Below are 17,660 nucleotides of genomic sequence, written 5' to 3' on the forward strand. Positions count from 1 at the left end.
AGCCCTGCCAGGCGGGTCTACACTTTTCCTAATTGCCTAGCGAACGAGCCACAGCCCATGCCGCGTTTTGCAGCCACCCTCCTGCTGTGTTTGGCGTGCTGGAGCGTGCCCGCGCTCAGTCTCGAGCTGACGCCCGCCGAGCAAACCTGGTTGGCCGAGCACCCGCAACTTAGCCTGGGCGTTGACCGCGACTGGCACCCTTACGAATTTATTGATGACGACGGCCTCTACCAGGGCCTTGCCGCCGACTATGTGCGGCTGATTGAGGAGCGCCTGTCGATCACCCTGAGCCCGGCCCCCGCACAAAACTGGAGCCGAGTGCTGGCCGACGCAAGAGCCGGCAAGCTGCACCTGCTGCCTAGCTTGATGGCCACTCCTGAGCGCGAGCAATACCTGACGTTCACCCGCCCTTACCTCGATTTCCCGATTGTCATCCTGAGCCAGGAACAAGGCCCGCAACCGAACAGATTGCGTGAGCTGCAAGGACTGCGGGTGGCCGTGGTCGACAGCTACGCCACTCACGAATTGCTGCGAGACAAACACCCTGAACTCCGCCTCTGGCCACGCCCTAGCGTGGCAGCAGCCTTGCAAGCACTGGCCTCTGGACAAGCCGACGCAATGGTCGGAGATCTGGCGTCCAGCGTTTGGCACCTACGCCAGCTCAAGCTCGACGGCATCATCATCAGCGGCCAGACTCCATACCGCTACCAGCTGGCCATGGCCGTCCCCAAGGATCAAGCGATCCTGGCCGGCATTCTCGACAAACTGCTGGGCGAACTCACCCCGATCGAAATTGCCGACATCCAGCAGCGCTGGGTGGGCGAGCCGATTGACCAACGCCCGTTCTGGCGCAGCCTGCTGCTTTTTGGCTTGCCCGGCCTGCTGGCGGCTCTGCTGATCATCTTCAGTATCCTGCGCATCAACCACCGCCTACGCAGTGAAATGCACAACCGCGCCCTGCTGGAAAGAGAGCTGCGCAACAGCGAGCAGCACTACCGCGGCCTGGTGGAAAGCCTCAATGCCATCGCCTGGCAGATGGACCCCAGCGACTTCCGCTATACCTATGTCGCCCCCCAGGCAGAGCGGCTGCTCGGTTACCCCGCCCAAGACTGGCTGCAACCTGGCTTTGTCGAGCGCATCCTGCACCCCGATGACGCGCACCGCACCCTCGACTATTGCCGCACTGAAACACAGGCCGGACGCGACCACAGCCTGGACTACCGCATGCTTGCCGCCGACGGCCGTGAAGTCTGGGTACGCGACATCGTCACGCTATCACCGCAAAATGGCAGCCAGATGCTGCGCGGCCTACTGATCGATATCACCGAAACCAAGCGCACCGAACAGGCGCTGGCGCTGTCGGAACAGAAATTCGCCTCAGTGTTCCACAGCTGCCCGGACATCATCGCCCTGCTCAACCTGCAAGATGGCCGCCTGCTGGCAGTCAACAACACCTTCGAGCAACAGTTCGGCATCAGCGCCGCCGAAGCCATCGGTCACACCAGCTCGGAGCTGGACCTGTGGATCGAACAAGGCATCGGCCCACGCATCCTAGAAATGCTGCGCAAGGGCAAAGCACACAACATTGAAGGCATGTTCCGCCGGCGCGACGGCAGCCAGTTCACCGCGCTGATCTCCGCACAGCGTGTCACTCTGGATGACGACTGCACCCTGGTCGTGGCGGTGCGTGACATCAGCGAGCTGAAAGACACCCAACAGCGCCTCAAACTCTCCGAAGACAAATTCGCCAAGGCCTTCCATGCCTCCCCCGATGGTTTGCTGATCACTCGACTGAGCGATGGTCAACTGCTGGATGTCAACGAAGGCTTCAGCCACATCACCGGCTACAGCATCGAGGAGGCGACCGACAGCTCGACTCTGCAACTGGGCATCTGGGCCGACCCGGACGACCGCACTCGCATGTTCGAGCACGTGCAACAGCACGGCTCGGTGCGCGATTTCCGCGCCCTTATTCGCACCCGCAATGGCTCGTTGCGCACCTGCGAGATGTCGGTACAGCCGATCCCCACCGAAGGCGACACCTGCATGCTGACCATCGCGCGCGACATCACCGAGCGCGAGCAGATGCAAGAAAACCTCAAGCAGGCCGCCACCGTTTTCGAAAGCACCGCCGAAGGCGTGATGATCACCGACCTGCAGCAGCGCATCACCGCGGTCAACCGAGCCTTCACCAGCATCACCGGTTACAGCGAAGCCGAAGCCCTCGGCCAGTCGCCGCGACTGCTCGCCTCCGGCAACCACGATAGCGCGTTCTACGCCGCCATGTGGCACAACCTAAGCGCCTCCGGGCACTGGCAAGGTGAAATCTGGAACAAGCGCAAAAACGGCGAGCTCTACCCGGAATGGCTGACCATCAGCGCCGTGCGCGATAGCGATCAGCGGATCACCCACTTTGTCGGCGTATTTGCCGATATCAGCTCGCTCAAACACGCCCAGGCCAGCCTCGACCACCAGGCCCATCACGACCCGCTCACCGGCCTACCCAACCGCATGCTGTTCGAAGCCCGCCTACGCGCCGCCCTCGAAGATGCGCACATCGACAAACGCATGGGCGCCGTACTGTTTATCGACCTGGACCGCTTCAAACACATCAACGACAGCCTCGGTCACCCGGTCGGCGACCAACTGTTGAAGAGCATCGCCGAACGCCTGAAAGCTCATCTGCGTGACATCGACACCGTCGCCCGACTCGGCGGTGATGAATTCATCATCCTGCTACCCGGCCTGCAGCACGATGGCGATGCCGAACTGATCGCGCACAAATTGCTCGACTGCTTCAGCCTGCCCTTCCAATTCGACGAGCAGGAGCTGTTTATCAGCGCCAGCATCGGTATCAGCCGCTACCCAGATGATGGCGACGATGTCGCCACCCTGGTGAAAAATGCCGACGCCGCCATGTACCGCTCCAAGGCGCGAGGGCGCAACCGCGTCGAGTTGTACACCCGCGATCTGACCTTCCAGGCCACCGAACGCATGGCCCTGGAGCGCGAACTGCGCCGGGCCATCGAACTGGAACAACTGCAGCTCTACTACCAACCCAAGCGCAGCCTAAGCAGCAACCGCCTGATCGGCGCCGAAGCTTTGGTGCGCTGGCATCACCCGGTTTTCGGCGAAATCCCGCCGGATCGTTTTATTCCCCTGGCAGAAGAAACCGGCCTGATCATCGCCCTTGGTGACTGGGTGCTGCGTCAGTCCTGTTGGCAAATGCAGCAATGGCAGCAGCAACACGCGCCGTTCGGCCCCCTATCGGTCAATCTGACCGGCGTGCAACTGCGCCAACCGCACCTGCTGGTACGCATCTCCAGCCTGCTGGAAGACCACAACCTGGCCCCAGAACTGCTGCAACTGGAGATCACCGAAAGCTTCATCATGAACCAGGCAGAAGAAGCGCTGAGCCTGCTGCATCAGCTGAAAGGCCTGGGTATCCAACTGGCCATCGACGACTTTGGCACCGGCTACTCCTCGCTCAGCTACCTCAAGCGCCTGCCGGTCGACACCCTGAAAATCGACCAATCCTTCGTCCGCGGCCTGCCCAACGACAGCAACGACGTCGCCATCGTGCGCGCCATCATCGCCTTGGGCCGTAGCATGCAACTGACCGTGATTGCCGAAGGTGTGGAAACCAAAGCCCAAGAACTGTTTCTCGCCGCCGAAGGTTGCGAACAGATTCAGGGCTTCGTCATCAGCCGCGCCATTCATGCGGACGCCTTCGCACAAAACTTCCTCACCCCACGCCATTCGGTTGGCGCTGCCGAGAAGGCACCGGTATAATCCGCCCGCCTCTGAGGGCCCATAGCTCAGTTGGTTAGAGCAGAGGACTCATAATCCTTTGGTCCACGGTTCGAGTCCGTGTGGGCCCACCACCTTTAAAGCCGCGCACTGCGCGGCTTTAAGCTTTCTGAGGTTGTGGCATCTGGATCAGCATTTTGGTCCAAAGGTACAAAATCGGTACAGTGCTGGTATGCCAGCCTGCCTTTGGAGTCCTTTCAGATGGCCACAATCGTCAAAACACCTGCCGGCACATGGAAAGCTTTAGTCCGCAAAACGGGCTGGCCGACCAACACTAAAACCTTCCGTACCAAACGCGACGCTGAAGATTGGGCACGCCGCACCGAAGACGAGATGGTGCGCGGCGTATACATCCAGCGCAGCGGCTCCGAACGCATGACGCTAGAAAAGGCCCTCGAACGTTATCTAGCCGAGGTGACGCCGAGCAAGAAGCCCACCACGCGCAAAGCCGAAGCGACCAAGGCCAAACAACTGATCCAGCACCTGGGCAAGTACTCCCTGGCTGCCCTCTCCGCTGAAGTCATCGCCAACTATCGAGACACCCGACTTGGCACTCAGAGCAAGCGTGGCGCCCCTACCAGCAACAACACCGTAAGACTTGAACTGGCCCTACTCAGCCACCTTTACACAGTGGCGATCCAGGAATGGGGCCTGGGCCTGACCTTCAACCCAGTGCTTAATATTCGCAAGCCCAGCCCAGGAGATGGTCGCGACCGCCGACTGTCCGCCGAAGAAGAAAAGCGCTTGCTCACCGCCGTAAACAACCACAGCAACCCAATGCTAGGCTGGATCGTCCGTATTGCCCTGGAGACAGGAATGCGCTCGTCCGAGATCACAGGCCTGCGCTGCCATCAGGTCGATCTCAAAAAGCGCGTTGTGCGGCTCGCAGACACCAAGAACGACAGCGCCCGAACTGTTCCGCTCACCAAACTGGCTACCGAGACTTTCAAGACCGCTCTTGCGAATCCTCTTCGTCCCGAGAACTGCAACCTAGTGTTCTTTGGCGAACCGGGGAAGGACGAAAAACGTCGCCCCTACGCCTTCACCAAGACCTGGGGGCTGTTGAAGAACAAGCTCGGAATGCCGGACCTGCGCTTTCACGATCTGCGTCATGAGGCTGTCAGCCGGCTGGTCGAGGGCGGCCTATCTGATCAGGAGGTCTCAGCCATTAGCGGCCACAAGTCGATGCAGATGCTTACTCTCCCTCCAACAGTTAGCAGAGGTTCTACATCGCAGCAAAGATGGCCTAAGGGTATCCCTAAGCGGAAACAGCGAGTTGTCTGCCGAGCTACGTCGGTGCAAGGTCAAAATCGGCCGCAGGGTCTACTTCAAAACATCTGCAGTAGCTCGTGTCATTGAAGAAGCCTGACCGATATGAGCATCAAGGCCATGAACTGGGCATGGGAGCAGCCGCTCCCGCCCGTTCCGAAGCTAATTCTCATGGCGCTCGCTGATAACGCAGACGATCACGGCTACTGCTGGCCGAAGATGAAGACGATTGCAGCCAAATGCAGCACTTCGGAACGCACCATTCAGCGCACTATCAAGACCCTGCTAACCGCAGGCATGCTGAAGAAGGACGCTCGATTCGATGCCAACGGCCGGCAGGTTTCTAATGGCTACACCCTCGTACTAAGCTACCCCGACAAATTGTCACCCCCGGTTGATGCCAGAGCTGGGGAGGGTGACACCTGTGTCACCCCGGGGGTGACACAGCTATGTCAGGGGGAGGGTGACAAAGCTATGTCACCCCTAGAACCACCATATGAACCTTCATATGAATCATCAGTACGGCGCACACCAGAACTGCCGCTACTGAATGCAGAGGAGAAGCAAAAGGTCTCTCAACTCATCCGTTCGATTCCCGCAAATCAACAGGAAGCGATTACCGCTCAACTGTTGAATGCACTGACCAAGGGAACGATCCATTCCTCCCCGTCACGCTGGTTGAAGGCAGTCATTCACAGGACAGGTCGCCACGAGCATCCAAAGAATGAGCCACAGCTTTCGCAAGCGGACTACGTGGAACGCCTGGTTCAAGGCGGAATATCGGCTGAGGACGCCAAGCAGATCGCTCACCAGACCTTTAGACGCCGTATATTCAACAGCCCTACGACATTGCAAGCATCTCGATCATCGACAGGTCGCCAAAATCAGCGCAGTCAGAGGGATGTCACGTAATCAATAGTCAACAAACAGTCTCATTTATGGCTATCCGCGCCTCGAAGCTGTCATTAGCTTTTCGGGCTTTTGTATCCGGGAGCAAACATAGAGCTCTCCACGCCATACAGAACAAAGGGATCACTCAACCAGAGACGATAAGCCTTGTCCTCAATGCTGTGGTCTGGAGAACAGTCAACGTGGTATTGCTGCAGTACGTATCCTGCCATTGCAGCCCGAACACGCAACCTAAGCACACCATCAGGCATATCATAGTCGCGCATCACGATCTGCTCACAGTCCCTATCAGGGTGCGATACGAGGGGCAAATCCAGCATGCGATTCCACTGATCATCATGCATTTGGTTTTCAACATCTGTAGGTTTTTGTCCCAATTGAACCTGAGCGCGGCCAATTCGGGTGAGCACAAAGTCTACAAACTTCTCACGCTTCCTATCGTAAGCTCGGACATGCCAGCGCAAGCCATCACAGCTAACAGCGAAGGGCACAATTTCACGCTCAGACTCCCCCGAACCAGACGTGTAACTAATCTTCACCACCTGATTCAGGCTAATGGCACGAGTTATTGGCGCAAGGATTTCGACCTTAGGCTTGCTCAGTAGCGAAACAGACTCGTTGAGGATGAGTGGCTTTTCGCCTTCCAAGTCGTACCCGTACCCCTGAGAAAGAGCTGCGAGCACCCGCTCAGGCGAATGTGCAATTAAAGGTGAAAAGGCCTCACATATCACGTAGTGCTTGGCCACCGTATCAAGCTCTGTATTACCAGGAGCAATCTCCCGATATTGCGCGAAATCACGAGTGGCGGCGGCGGCGCCTATACCGAAGCGATCCATCAGATCGGCTCGGGAAACGCCCCCAGTGAAATAGAGACGAAAATCTATATACACCAGACGCTCCCGCTGGGCCTGGCTGTAATCCCTCAAATCAATCATCTGCACCCCGTCGTACCTGTCTTACTGCATGACCAGTTCACTGCTGATCACATCTGAAACCACTATAGCATACGAGCACTTGATCTAATCAAAATGATCATGATAGGATTTAATTATGGATGCCTCCTATCTCAATCTATAGCACCTTTTGCGATCCATAAAGCGGCTTGAGCGGGATAGTAGAACGCCAGAAACGAAAAAGCCGGTCAAGGTGCGAACTTGACCGGCCTCGGTAAAAGACGTCTGAACTGGCTCCAGATGTCTCTCGCGCTTTTGTGTTGAAAGCTTTGCGATAGTAGTCGTTGTTGACTCCTTACGCAAGGGAGCGAGTTCTGTGTTCGAGCCACCTCAATGGAGACATTTTATGCCTCAGCTTGAGATGTTCGAAAAGCCCGAAGGGGAAGGCGAGGTCATCTACCGTATGACCATCACCACCAAATCGGGAAAGGTGATTCGACGTGCTAACGGCCAACCGTTCCGCATCGTCATTCGCCCAAAAGCGACTAATTGATTTAATCGCTCAACAGAACCCTGGGCACATTCTTTGCCCAGGGGCCTCTCTCCCTATAAATTTAGGATCTCGACATGTCTAGATGCACAGCACCTGTACGTGGACACAGCTCAAGTGCAGCGGCCGCTGCCTGCCCCGCATGCCGCTACCGCAGCAACATCCGGTCCTACTCCACACCGAGCAGTCGCGCGAGTAGCTATGCCACCAGTAGTGCCAGTGGTGTTAGGCCCAGCGGAAACTCAAAGCCACGCTGGTCAAAAGCTGGCTCGTCCTTGTCGTACACCCTCGCCCAAGTTCAGTCACTCACGCCAATCCGCCAAACGGTTGAGGCACGAGCAGCCAATCAGCCTGACCTACGTGACGTATTCCTCTGCCACGCATGGGACGACCGACAAGGGCCAGCTAAAGAACTGCACGAGTTGCTCGTGGCAGCCGGTGTCAAAGTCTGGTTCAGCGAGAAAGACCTTGGCCTCGGAGTTCCAATGATGCGCGCTATTGACAAGGGCCTAGCGAATTCGCGAATTGGGCTGGTGCTTGTTACCCCAGCGCTACTGAGTCGGCTCCCAAAAGAGAGCGTAGCCGACAAAGAACTCTCGACACTCCTGGCGGGGAACCAGCTTATTCCTATCGTTCACAACACGACATATGAAGCCCTCCGCAATATCAGCCCCATGCTCGCCTCCCGAACCGGCCTAGACACTATGGAGGACTCAATGGCGATGGTCGCGGCAAAAATCGCCGAGTTGGTTGCGCTCTAACTACTGGCGAATACAGGTTCGCCACTCGGATGCGCCGGCTGGCGAAACTTGCGTCATCGCCATCAAGCAAACCTAGGTCCAGAGGACCGGCTTGCGCCAAAGCTAATATATGGATTTGGCCTCATAACTGCCCTCTGCAAATGGCAGTTATGGGTCAACAACTGCATTTGGCCTACTGCTACTGGCCGACTTTTACCATTTTTGTACACCCATTATTAAATAGAAACTCATTGCACCAGAGTACTAATCTCCAACTTAGTGACAGAGAAGCCACATGGAAGCGATAGCCGACAAAATCCGCCATTACCGCAAAACTTTTCGCCCGCCAGTTTTCTACGCTCTCGGCTCATTTGCTCTATGGCTGTCTATTGGGCTGGCAACACTTATTCTGGGGCTGTTGTTCTCCGACCTGTACCTACGCATTGCCAAAAGTACATACCTGCTGAGCAAAAGTGATCAGGCATGGCTGCTGATTTACGAGTTGCCCATGATGCTCGGCCTTATGCAGGTATATTTCCAAGGGACTGAGCGGCGCTATCGCTTGCTTTATCCTGCCGCCAAGCGGGTTCACTTCAGGACGCCTCATGACACCTTGGCGAAAGAAAAGCACGCTTATATCCGTGCGACATTCGCTGAAGGGGACAATTTGCGCTCCTTGGCCAAGCACCTCATTGAGGACTGGGAGTGGCGGCGAGAACTTAAGGCTAGAGCTCAGGAGCCTTTGTTACGTGGCGCAGGAACCTTCTTCAAACTACCATCACCCAGTAGTTTTGCCGCATACCTGACCGGCTTTGTGGCGGTACTGGCCGGCATCGTTATTGCGACTCTTTCCAGAGATGCACTCTTTGCCGACCTAGAACAGTTCCTGCTAAATACATGGAATCTGATCCTTCAGTTGTGGCTAGCTATCGTGCTACCAGTCGCCATTTGTGTATTACCTAGTGCAATCATCCTCGTGGGGGTCAAGCAGATTGGTGAGGCACTTCTCGAGAGGGTAAACGACCAGTTTCTCAGCCATAGTGCGTTCTACCGCTTCATCTCGGAACTGCTGGAGTTACATGATAGGGGGGAGCGACTTCTGATGCGCAAGACGAGAGCATGGGCTTATTGGACGGTCCGACTCAGCATGGCGCCAGTCGAGGACATTCCTCGTGTTTGGCGGCGTATTCGAAGGGCCAAAGCTCTAGCGCGGCGCAGCCCCTTATCACGGCAACCTACGCTACTGCGATAATTCGATATGGGGACTCAGTTCATTCGCCTAACCAGGCACTCGCTTCACTCACAGCAACGGGCTAAAGCCCGCCCTTAACCAAACGTCAGGAATAGTAATGACCCAAGTCCCACATACACGTCCACTGAGCCAACTTATAAATCATCCATGCTGGTATCACGGGACATCCTCTAGGTTTCAAAGCTGGCAAATTCCTCCACCAAGGAAAGACCCTTTTCTTGTTCCTCACAGTGCTATTTTTCTTACGACGGAAAAGGACTTCGCTTCGGGTGCCGGTACTGAAATTTCGGTATCAAGCATAGTATTGAATGCCAATATCTTAGACTGCACGCTGAAATCGGATGATTTGGAGAAGCTACGACTGAAAGCATCTCAGCACCCGACTAACAATCTATTCGAAAACTTCAGAAAGGAGCACTGGTACGATGGCTGGATTACTGGAGACGTCCTGCGTCTAACAGCTAATGCCGCAGGAATTAATTATCTAAAATCGTTAATTCCTCAGCAAGCAGATCGCGCCGGAGTAAGCATTGAAGATGCCTGGACGATGATTCAGTACAATGCCACACGCGGACTTATTGAGCATATTTGCCAATGTGCAGCAAGTCTTGGCTTCGATGGTATTTTTGGAAACGAGGTTGACCGCCACAGCACCTCAACCCAAAAGCTAGCGAGACCTTGGCTAGCCATTTTTAATAGCTCTGCGATTTCAACTCCACGCTGGCTTGATGCTTAACAACTGACTCAAATGTTTTTTGCTCATTGGGGATGAGTTATATCTTGCCCCACGATGAAATCTTAGGAATTTTTAACTAAAATATCTATGCACTCAATCACTACATATTCAAATGGCACTCACAGGTCTGAAGTAATCCATCTTTGGGAAAAGGTGTTCGGATACGAGACGGCACACAATACGCCGAGCGTTGCTATCGATAAAAAGCTAGAAACCAAAGACGATCTATTCTTCGTGGCCACATTTGAAGAGAAAGTCATTGGCACTATGCTCGCGGGGTACGACGGGCATCGGGGCTGGCTGTACTCTGTAGAAGTGGATCATTCAAATCGCATGAAAGGCGTCGGGACGGCCCTAGTGCGCCACGCGGAACAGGCGTTGGCCGGAAGAGGCTGCATGAAGATCAACCTTCAGATCATGAGCGACAATGAAAGCGTATGCGGGTTTTACAAGTCCCTCGGCTATACCCCAGAGAAGCGTGTAAGCATGGGAAAGCGGATACCAGAGAACATACCCTGCGACTAAGGTTTCTCTGCACCTCAAGCGCTAACAGACCAGTGCGAGCGCCAGGTACTCAATCGATCACGCTGACAGCGATTTCATTAATTTCAGTGTATTGGCTTACTGCGATTTAACACACTCTGCCGCCTGTGCGCCGACAGCTAACCGGTTGTACATTTATGCGCGGCCTATCCCCCCCATCTACGCCTCAACCGGTTGCCATCCTGAAACCCGCGAGCTAGAGTGCGCCCGTCGTGGTGAATGCTACGGCCGGGTGTAGCAACCTGAATCGTTCGGGACGCGGCAGCGTCATAACTTAAGTAGTCAGCACTCCGTGTGCTTGGTTGCTTAACTTTATGGCGGGCCGTGTGGGGCAGGCTTTTGCCTGGCCGGTTCCCTCGGACGCCGGTTTGCTACCCCCGCACGGTCCGCCTCCATTACCGTGTAGCAACGGCGGTAGGCGGCTCCTTAATCGTCTGAGGAGCATAAGGAAAATGCGCTACCCCTTTTTTACCCAAGAGCTCCGCCTTGGTCATTTACTCGTGCTGTTCGCCTCCAACTCGGAGGTGCGCCATGGCTGAGTTCGAAACCTGCGTTGTACCCTTCCCACTGCGGCCAAGCCCGCTGCATGAATCTGAGCGTTCTACCCTCCCCGCTGAGGCCGCCGCTGAACAGCGCGCCATTATGCTGGGCAATCTCCTTGATCAAATGGCTGAGCCCGATGGCCTCCAGCCAGAAAACTTGCGTTTCCGCGTAGCGGCATACTCAGCTCTGGATCTACTCGATGAAATGGTGGTGCTCTACCGCCGTGCACTTTCTGAAGTGCGGGGAGGTGCCAAATGAGCAAAGGCGTAATGACCTGTTTGCCAGAGCATGACGGCCATCCAGGCATGGAAATCATCTGGGCTGCAGACTGCAGACAGGCGTTTAACCAGGGCGTGAAGCTGGCCCAGAGTTGGCTTGATAATGCCCGCGGCGGTTGGCTCTGGGCAGTCATGATCGCCGAGCGCGACTTACTGCCATGCGCAATAGAACGGAGAGCCTTTGAAGTGGGGTTCCTCAGCCGCCTCCACCAGCGCATATGCTCACTGCAGTGCAGAGAGGATCAAACCAGAGACCTACCCATGTCGCTGTAGACGACAGACTCGAGCCGGCAACTCCGGCTCGGGCTTGCAGCTGTAGGGTTGCGGACATAGCCACCAACAACAGTTTTCTAGGAAAGGCTGCAGAGGACGACAGACAGAAATCGGCCACCACAGGCCGGAGCCGGCCAAAAGCGGCAGTTTAGTATCTACAAAACTAGGGGTTATTCAGAGGTCGTACAGGGTCTCAGCAGTCATACCGAGCATTTGTTTGTGGTAGTTCGGCCACCCTCGCAAATCAACTACAGACTTACAACGACCTAACCACACCTGCGCCCTGCAAGCATTCGATAAAGCCCGCCACGGCAGTCGAGTGTTTGACCTTGTTGTACAGGGCACCGATCTCGCGATGGATAGGATCGGGGCCGAGGGGGATGGCACGAACACTTGTCGGCAGCGGCAGGGTCGTTTCCGTCAACGGCACCACGGCAACCCCGAGGCCGCTTTCAACCATCGACAGCATTGCCTGGATATCGTCGACCTCTATCCACTCCTGAAGCGCTAGTGAGCTATCGCGCAGAAAGCGTTCTACCTGCCGCCCGCCGAACGAAGAGCGGTTGTAGCGGATGAAGGGTTGTTCGAGGAGCACGGCTCGCCAATCGTTACCCACAACCCCCTGGGCCGTCAGCAGGACATAGTTCTCGCATGCCAGCGGCACCCACTCCAGCTCCCGAGGTGGCTCAAAGGCTGGGCGGATGAGAATGGCCAGATCGAGCTCACCCGCTTCGACCCGATCCATCAGGTGCAGTGAAACGCCCGGTGACAGGTTCACTCGGCAGTTCGCAAAGCGCTGACGGAATGGCACCAGTGCACGCGTGAGGATGGTCGCCTGAACCGAGGAGATTGCTCCGATCTCCAGCGGTTTGGCCCACTCTTCGTCCTTTGTCGGCTCCCCAAGCGCATCGAACCCGGCAACCAACGCCTCGGCACGGGCGAGCGTGCGCAGGCCGGCGGCGTTCAGCGTCGCCGAGCGCCCCGTGCGGTCGAACAGAGTGAAGCCGAGTGCTTCCTCCAGCCTATGCATATGGCCGCTGACAGCAGCCTGAGTCAGCCCGACCCGATCACCTGCGGCTCTGAATGTGCCATGGCGTGCTATAGCGATCAGGGTACGAAGTTCAGTGATCATGACGATTGATAACTTTTTGTTTTTCTCATGATCAGAACATATCGTTTTTTATGAATCTTGTCGCCGGATACGCTGATCCCACTCACCAACGAGGGATACCTAAATGACTGCGCTATGCCCCTTCCACCTGGCGTTTCCGGTTAATGACCTGGCAGCCGCCCGCGACTTTTACGGCACTCTGCTGGGCTGCACCGAGGGTCGCAGTTCGTCGGAATGGATCGACTTCAATTTTTATGGTCACCAGATCGTGGCCCACCTCGCGCCCGATGAAGCCAGCGCCGTACCGGCGAACGCGGTAGACGGGCATGGCGTGCCGGTCCGCCACTTCGGCGTGATCCTGCCGATGCAGGATTGGCAAGCGGCAGCCGAGCGGCTTACCACGGCAGGTGTCGACTTCATCATCAAACCCTATATTCGTTTCAAGGGCGAGCCGGGTGAGCAGGCCACGATGTTCTTCAAGGACCCAAGCGGTAACGCGGTCGAAATGAAGGCATTTGCCGACATCAACAATCTGTTTGCCAAGTAGAGGCGAAAGGAGCGAACTCATGCAAACGCTCAAGGTTGCAATCGCCGGATTCGGCGGCGTCGGACGTGCCACAGCCGACCTGCTCCTGTCCCGGCGTGAGCGCTATCGCCAGGTTTACGGCGTGGACGTTCGCCTGGTCGCGGTGTGCGGATCACGTGCGGGCATGGCTGATACGAACGGCCTGCAAGCGAACCAGTTGGATGCACTGCAGGCGGGTCTTTCAGGGCCGGATTTCGTGATGACGAGCGGCGCAGACCTTCTTATCGAGGCAGGGCCGAGCGATTTTCGCAGCGGCGAGCCGGGTCTTGCCTACCTTCGTACGGCGCTGTCGGCCGGCCAGGACTGCATCGTTATATCGAAGGGCGCCCTGGTCCACAGCGGGCGACAATTGCGCGATCTCGCGCAGGCCTCAGGGGTGATGCTCAAACTCAGTGGCGCGGCGGCCGCCGCCCTGCCGACACTCGACCTGCTCGACCATAGCTTGGCCGGCTGCAAGGTGCTCGCCATCGAGGGCATCCTCAACGCCACCACCAACTACCTGCTCGACGCCATGAGCACACAGGGCCTCGGCTTCGATGCGGCGTTGCGTGAAGCGCAGGCGGGAGGCTTCGCCGAAGCTGACCCGCGCAACGACACGCAAGGCTGGGATACCGCCTGCAAGCTCCTGCTGCTCGCCAACTTCGGTCTTGGTGCCGACCTGACGATGGACGACCTGGTGGTCGACGGTATTCAGTCGGTCACGGCAGAGCGCATAGAGGCGTGGCGCGCGAAGGGGCTCGTGCCCAAGCTGGTCGGCAGCATCACCTGCGCAGACGGTGCGATCCGCGCCAGTGTCGGCATCAAGACCTATCCGCTGTCCGACCCGTTCGCCCACGTAAGCGGAAAGAACAAGGCGATTCGTATCAGCAGCGACGCAATGGGCGAGACGCTGGCCATCGGCTGCGGTGTGGAGCCGATCGCTACCGCAGCGGCCGCCCTGAAGGACCTCGAACACATTCTCATGGCCAGGGCCGCGCGGTCCTCCTCTGTTTTGGAACACTCATCATGACCCTGCGTACCGTGCAAGCCATCCGCCATGTCGGTTTCGAAGATCTTGGCAACTTCGAGGCACCGCTGCGCAAAGCCGGCTACGCCATCGAGTACGTCGAAGCAGCAGAGCGCGATCTCGGCCTGCTCGACCCGCTTGATGCAGACCTTCTGGTGGTTCTTGGCGGCCCGATTGGCGTCTACGATCACGCCAGCTATCCGCTCCTCACCGACGAGCTAGAGCTATTGCGAGCACGCCTGGCGGCTGACCGACCGACGTTCGGTATCTGCCTCGGCGCGCAGTTAATGGCTGCAGCTTTGGGTGCGCGCGTCTATCCTGGGCCGGCCAAGGAGATCGGCTGGTCGGCCCTCGACCTGACGCCCGCCCTTGAATATCAGCCCCTCGCCGCGCTGCGCGACGTGCCCGTTCTGCACTGGCATGGCGACACTTTTGATCTACCGGAAGACTGCAGCCTGCTTGCCTCCACCTCACTGTGCCGCAATCAGGCCTTCTCCCGCGGGCCAAACGTACTCGGTCTGCAGTTTCATCCCGAAGTCCGTGGCGCACGATTTGAGCACTGGTTACTAGGGCATGCGAGCGAGCTGGCCACGTCAGGCATCGACCCCGCCACCCTACGTCGCGATGCAAAGCACTATGCGAACGGCCTCGAGAAGGCCGGGGGCATTCTTCTGGAGCAATGGCTGGCGGGGATAGAACAATAGTTTTCGAACGCACATAAATGCTCACCACCCCTAAGGGCTGGCCAGACCGATCCATGACGGCGTATTGCTGTTAAAGGCGGCCCTTGGTGGCATCTTAATGTTCGATCCCATGGAAGAAACGCATCGCGCTCAGCCAGAAAAGCACAGCCGGTGGAGGGGCTTGCAGAAACCCATTGCGCTAGCGCAATCGATTAACCGCATAAATGTTCCAGAAGAGTAAGCCTGTCCAATTCTCAGGCGGCCACTCTGGAGATAGTAGCGATGCTGCACAACCTCCTGGTTTTCAAGACTTCAACCTCAGGTGCCATCTTTCCATCGTGGTAACCGAGGCCAACTTTTTCAACAGAGTCGGCCGATACCTGCAGTCGGCGTCTGCCGGGATGTACCCACATCCATCAGGAGATACAACATGATTGAAATGATCATCGAACAGCGACGTCACAACCTCGGCGGCGGCTTCGAGGTCGGCCGCGTATTGCCGTCCGCCACGCAGCGCATGATCGGTCCATTCATCTTCTTCGATCATATGGGGCCATTCGATATGGCACCGGGTAGCGATCGCAGCATCGATATTCGCCCGCATCCGCACATCGGCCTCTCGACCGTGAGCTACCTGTTCGCTGGCGAGGTGATGCATCGTGATAGCCTCGGCTACGAGCAGGCGATTCGGCCACAGGAAGTCAACTGGATGACCGCAGGTAGCGGCATCACACATAGCGAGCGCTTGGAGCGCGGGCGGTCACAAGGCGATCATCTACATGGGATTCAAGCCTGGGTCGCCCTGCCGACCGAACAGGAGGAGATCGCTCCGTCTTTCTCGCATCATTCGGGGCTTGATCTGCCGCAATGGAGCGACGCCGGCATCACAGGTCGGCTGATTGCAGGTAGCGCCTATGGCCTGACGGCTGCTACCGAGACACATTCGCCGCTGTTCTACGCCCATCTTGACATGGTGCCGGGCGCAACCGCCGAGATTCCCAGCGGCCACAAGGAGCGTGCGCTCTACGTCGCGATGGGCGAGGTGGAGCTGGACGGACAACGCTACGAGACCGGCAAGATGCTGGTACTCGGTCCTGCCGCATCGCGCGTCCGGGCATTAAAGCAGTCTACGGTGATGGTCCTTGGCGGCGAGCCGATTGGCGAACGATTCATCTACTGGAACTTCGTGTCATCCTCGAAGGATCGACTCGCTCAGGCGGCATCAGATTGGAAGGCGGGACGGATGAAACTTCCAGACGCAGACAACGCGGAATTTATCCCGTTGCCGGACGATCCAACCCCGCCTGCGCCAGCCATGTCATAAGCGGCCGCATGACCCAAGACAGTCGCCTGGCAATAGATACCAACGGCCAGACGGCTGCAGATGAGCGCAACATGCTCGATCCCACGGAAGGAACACATCGCGCTCAACCAGAAGAGGCATAGGCGGTAGCTGGGCTTGCAGAAACCAATTTCGCGACCCCAACCCATTAACCGCATAAATGTCCCAGAACCGTAAGCCTGTCCAATTCTCAGACAGCCGATCTGGCGATAGTACCAATGCCTTTCAGCAAGATTGAGGGACTGAAGGCCTCCTAAAAATTGGCCTATCTACGGCATCGCCATGGCTGCAGCACTGTGTTTACGCCATGGCGATCATCAGCATTCACGTGCGAACACACATCAGGTGATTGAAATGACCAATCCAAAACTCGAAGTGCTGACACCCAGCAATTGCCAAGTGATCTTTATCGATCAACAGCCACAGATGGCATTTGGGGTACAAAGCATTGATAGGCAGACGTTGAAGAACAACACGGTCGGCCTGGCCAAGGCTGCGAAAATTTTCTCGATTCCAACCATCATCACCACGGTCGAAACAGAAAGCTTTTCGGGCCATACCTATCCGGAATTACTGGCCGTTTTCCCTGAAGCACCGATTCTTGAGCGCACCTCGATGAACTCCTGGGACGACCAGAAAGTACGCGATGCGCTGAAAAAAAATGGTCGTAACAAGGTGATCGTCTCGGGCTTGTGGACCGAGGTCTGCAATACGACCTTCGCCCTGTCAGCGATGCATGATGCCGGCTATGAAATTTATATGGTGGCCGACGCCTCTGGCGGTACCAGCCAAGCTGCGCATGATTACTCCATGCAACGCATGATTCAGGCTGGAGTTGTCCCAGTTACCTGGCAGCAAGTACTGCTGGAGTGGCAGCGTGACTGGAAGAACCGCGACACCTACGACGCCGTTATGACATTGGTCAAAGAGCACTCTGGTGCATATGGCATGGGCGTCGACTATGCCTACACCATGGTGCACAAGGCGCCAGAGCGGGTAACACACGGACCGACGCTGGAGCCTGTTGCGGCGAAGATCTAACCTCTGCCGGGTCGATCCAACAGGTCGACCCGACTGCAAATCAATGGGCTCCGGTAGCGGGTACACCATGGGTATACGCCGTTTTTTGCTCTCCG

The 17,660-nt window shown here is 57.0% G+C and carries 17 protein-coding genes, 1 tRNA gene and 1 pseudogene; 17 read left to right on the top strand and 2 right to left on the bottom strand.

What is annotated here, in order from left to right:
• Positions 1–57 precede the first annotated feature (57 nt).
• The 5 genes and pseudogenes from AACX99_RS14645 to AACX99_RS14665 all read left to right on the top strand — a co-directional run bounded on the left by AACX99_RS14645 (position 58) and on the right by AACX99_RS14665 (position 5,991).
• Positions 58–3,792, top strand: coding sequence for a bifunctional diguanylate cyclase/phosphodiesterase (locus AACX99_RS14645; RefSeq protein WP_339412905.1), 3,735 nt, complete (start codon positions 58–60; stop codon positions 3,790–3,792).
• A gap of 15 nt (positions 3,793–3,807) precedes the next feature.
• Positions 3,808–3,884 (top strand) — tRNA-Ile (locus tag AACX99_RS14650).
• 127 nt (positions 3,885–4,011) lie between these two features.
• A pseudogene (locus tag AACX99_RS14655) lies at positions 4,012–5,007 on the top strand (site-specific integrase); the annotation flags it as partial.
• Entirely contained in the window at positions 4,961–5,179 is a 219-nt protein-coding gene (locus AACX99_RS14660; protein ID WP_339413079.1) for a DNA-binding protein, read from the top strand. The pseudogene AACX99_RS14655 and the gene AACX99_RS14660, both read left to right, overlap by 47 nt.
• Positions 5,180–5,184: 5 nt before the next feature.
• Positions 5,185–5,991 (top strand): helix-turn-helix domain-containing protein, encoded by an 807-nt coding sequence (locus tag AACX99_RS14665; RefSeq protein WP_339412907.1) that lies wholly within the window; start codon positions 5,185–5,187, stop codon positions 5,989–5,991.
• A 53-nt stretch (positions 5,992–6,044) separates the two neighbouring features.
• On the opposite strand, the gene AACX99_RS14670 is transcribed toward AACX99_RS14665, so the two are convergent.
• Positions 6,045–6,923 (bottom strand): helix-turn-helix transcriptional regulator, encoded by an 879-nt coding sequence (locus AACX99_RS14670; RefSeq protein WP_339413081.1) that lies wholly within the window; start codon positions 6,921–6,923, stop codon positions 6,045–6,047.
• A gap of 364 nt (positions 6,924–7,287) precedes the next feature.
• On the opposite strand from AACX99_RS14670, the gene AACX99_RS14675 reads away from it, so the two are divergent.
• The 7 genes from AACX99_RS14675 to AACX99_RS14705 all read left to right on the top strand — a co-directional run bounded on the left by AACX99_RS14675 (position 7,288) and on the right by AACX99_RS14705 (position 11,796).
• Positions 7,288–7,434, top strand: coding sequence for a hypothetical protein (locus AACX99_RS14675; RefSeq protein WP_339412909.1), 147 nt, complete (start codon positions 7,288–7,290; stop codon positions 7,432–7,434).
• A 272-nt stretch (positions 7,435–7,706) separates the two neighbouring features.
• The gene (locus AACX99_RS14680; protein WP_339412911.1) at positions 7,707–8,192 is read left to right on the top strand and encodes a toll/interleukin-1 receptor domain-containing protein; all 486 of its coding nucleotides are present in this window, start codon (positions 7,707–7,709) and stop codon (positions 8,190–8,192) included.
• A 274-nt stretch (positions 8,193–8,466) separates the two neighbouring features.
• Positions 8,467–9,423: a hypothetical protein gene (locus AACX99_RS14685; RefSeq protein ID WP_339412913.1), complete on the top strand. Its 957-nt coding sequence runs from the start codon at positions 8,467–8,469 to the stop codon at positions 9,421–9,423.
• Between the two features lie 97 nt (positions 9,424–9,520).
• A complete protein-coding gene (locus AACX99_RS14690; RefSeq protein WP_339412915.1) occupies positions 9,521–10,159 on the top strand; it encodes a hypothetical protein in 639 nt (212 codons plus the stop codon).
• 87 nt (positions 10,160–10,246) lie between these two features.
• Positions 10,247–10,684 (top strand): GNAT family acetyltransferase, encoded by a 438-nt coding sequence (locus AACX99_RS14695; RefSeq protein ID WP_339412917.1) that lies wholly within the window; start codon positions 10,247–10,249, stop codon positions 10,682–10,684.
• A 549-nt stretch (positions 10,685–11,233) separates the two neighbouring features.
• The gene (locus AACX99_RS14700; protein ID WP_339412918.1) at positions 11,234–11,503 is read left to right on the top strand and encodes a hypothetical protein; all 270 of its coding nucleotides are present in this window, start codon (positions 11,234–11,236) and stop codon (positions 11,501–11,503) included.
• On the top strand, positions 11,500–11,796 hold the full coding sequence (locus AACX99_RS14705; protein ID WP_339412920.1) for a LasR-specific antiactivator QslA: 297 nt from the start codon (positions 11,500–11,502) through the stop codon (positions 11,794–11,796). Before AACX99_RS14700 ends, AACX99_RS14705 begins: the two co-directional genes overlap by 4 nt.
• A 256-nt stretch (positions 11,797–12,052) precedes the next feature.
• Here the strand turns inward: AACX99_RS14705 and AACX99_RS14710 are convergent, their stop codons facing one another.
• On the bottom strand, positions 12,053–12,928 hold the full coding sequence (locus AACX99_RS14710; RefSeq protein ID WP_339412922.1) for a LysR family transcriptional regulator: 876 nt from the start codon (positions 12,926–12,928) through the stop codon (positions 12,053–12,055).
• Between the two features lie 103 nt (positions 12,929–13,031).
• Here AACX99_RS14710 and AACX99_RS14715 point away from each other — a divergent pair, with 103 nt between their 5' ends.
• The 5 genes from AACX99_RS14715 (at position 13,032) to AACX99_RS14735 (ending at position 17,565) form a co-directional block, all read left to right on the top strand.
• Complete coding sequence (locus AACX99_RS14715) at positions 13,032–13,454, top strand: VOC family protein (RefSeq protein ID WP_339412924.1); 423 nt, start codon at positions 13,032–13,034, stop codon at positions 13,452–13,454.
• Between the two features lie 19 nt (positions 13,455–13,473).
• On the top strand, positions 13,474–14,502 hold the full coding sequence (locus AACX99_RS14720) for a homoserine dehydrogenase (protein ID WP_339412926.1): 1,029 nt from the start codon (positions 13,474–13,476) through the stop codon (positions 14,500–14,502).
• Positions 14,499–15,203, top strand: coding sequence for a glutamine amidotransferase (locus AACX99_RS14725; protein ID WP_339412927.1), 705 nt, complete (start codon positions 14,499–14,501; stop codon positions 15,201–15,203). Before AACX99_RS14720 ends, AACX99_RS14725 begins: the two co-directional genes overlap by 4 nt.
• Positions 15,204–15,612: 409 nt before the next feature.
• On the top strand, positions 15,613–16,506 hold the full coding sequence (locus tag AACX99_RS14730) for a pirin family protein (RefSeq protein WP_339412929.1): 894 nt from the start codon (positions 15,613–15,615) through the stop codon (positions 16,504–16,506).
• Positions 16,507–16,878: 372 nt separating this feature from the next.
• On the top strand, positions 16,879–17,565 hold the full coding sequence (locus tag AACX99_RS14735) for a hydrolase (protein WP_092453099.1): 687 nt from the start codon (positions 16,879–16,881) through the stop codon (positions 17,563–17,565).
• Positions 17,566–17,660: the final 95 nt, after the last annotated feature.

The organism is Pseudomonas sp. EA_35y_Pfl2_R5 (assembly GCF_963970805.1).
GTDB lineage: Bacteria > Pseudomonadota > Gammaproteobacteria > Pseudomonadales > Pseudomonadaceae > Aquipseudomonas.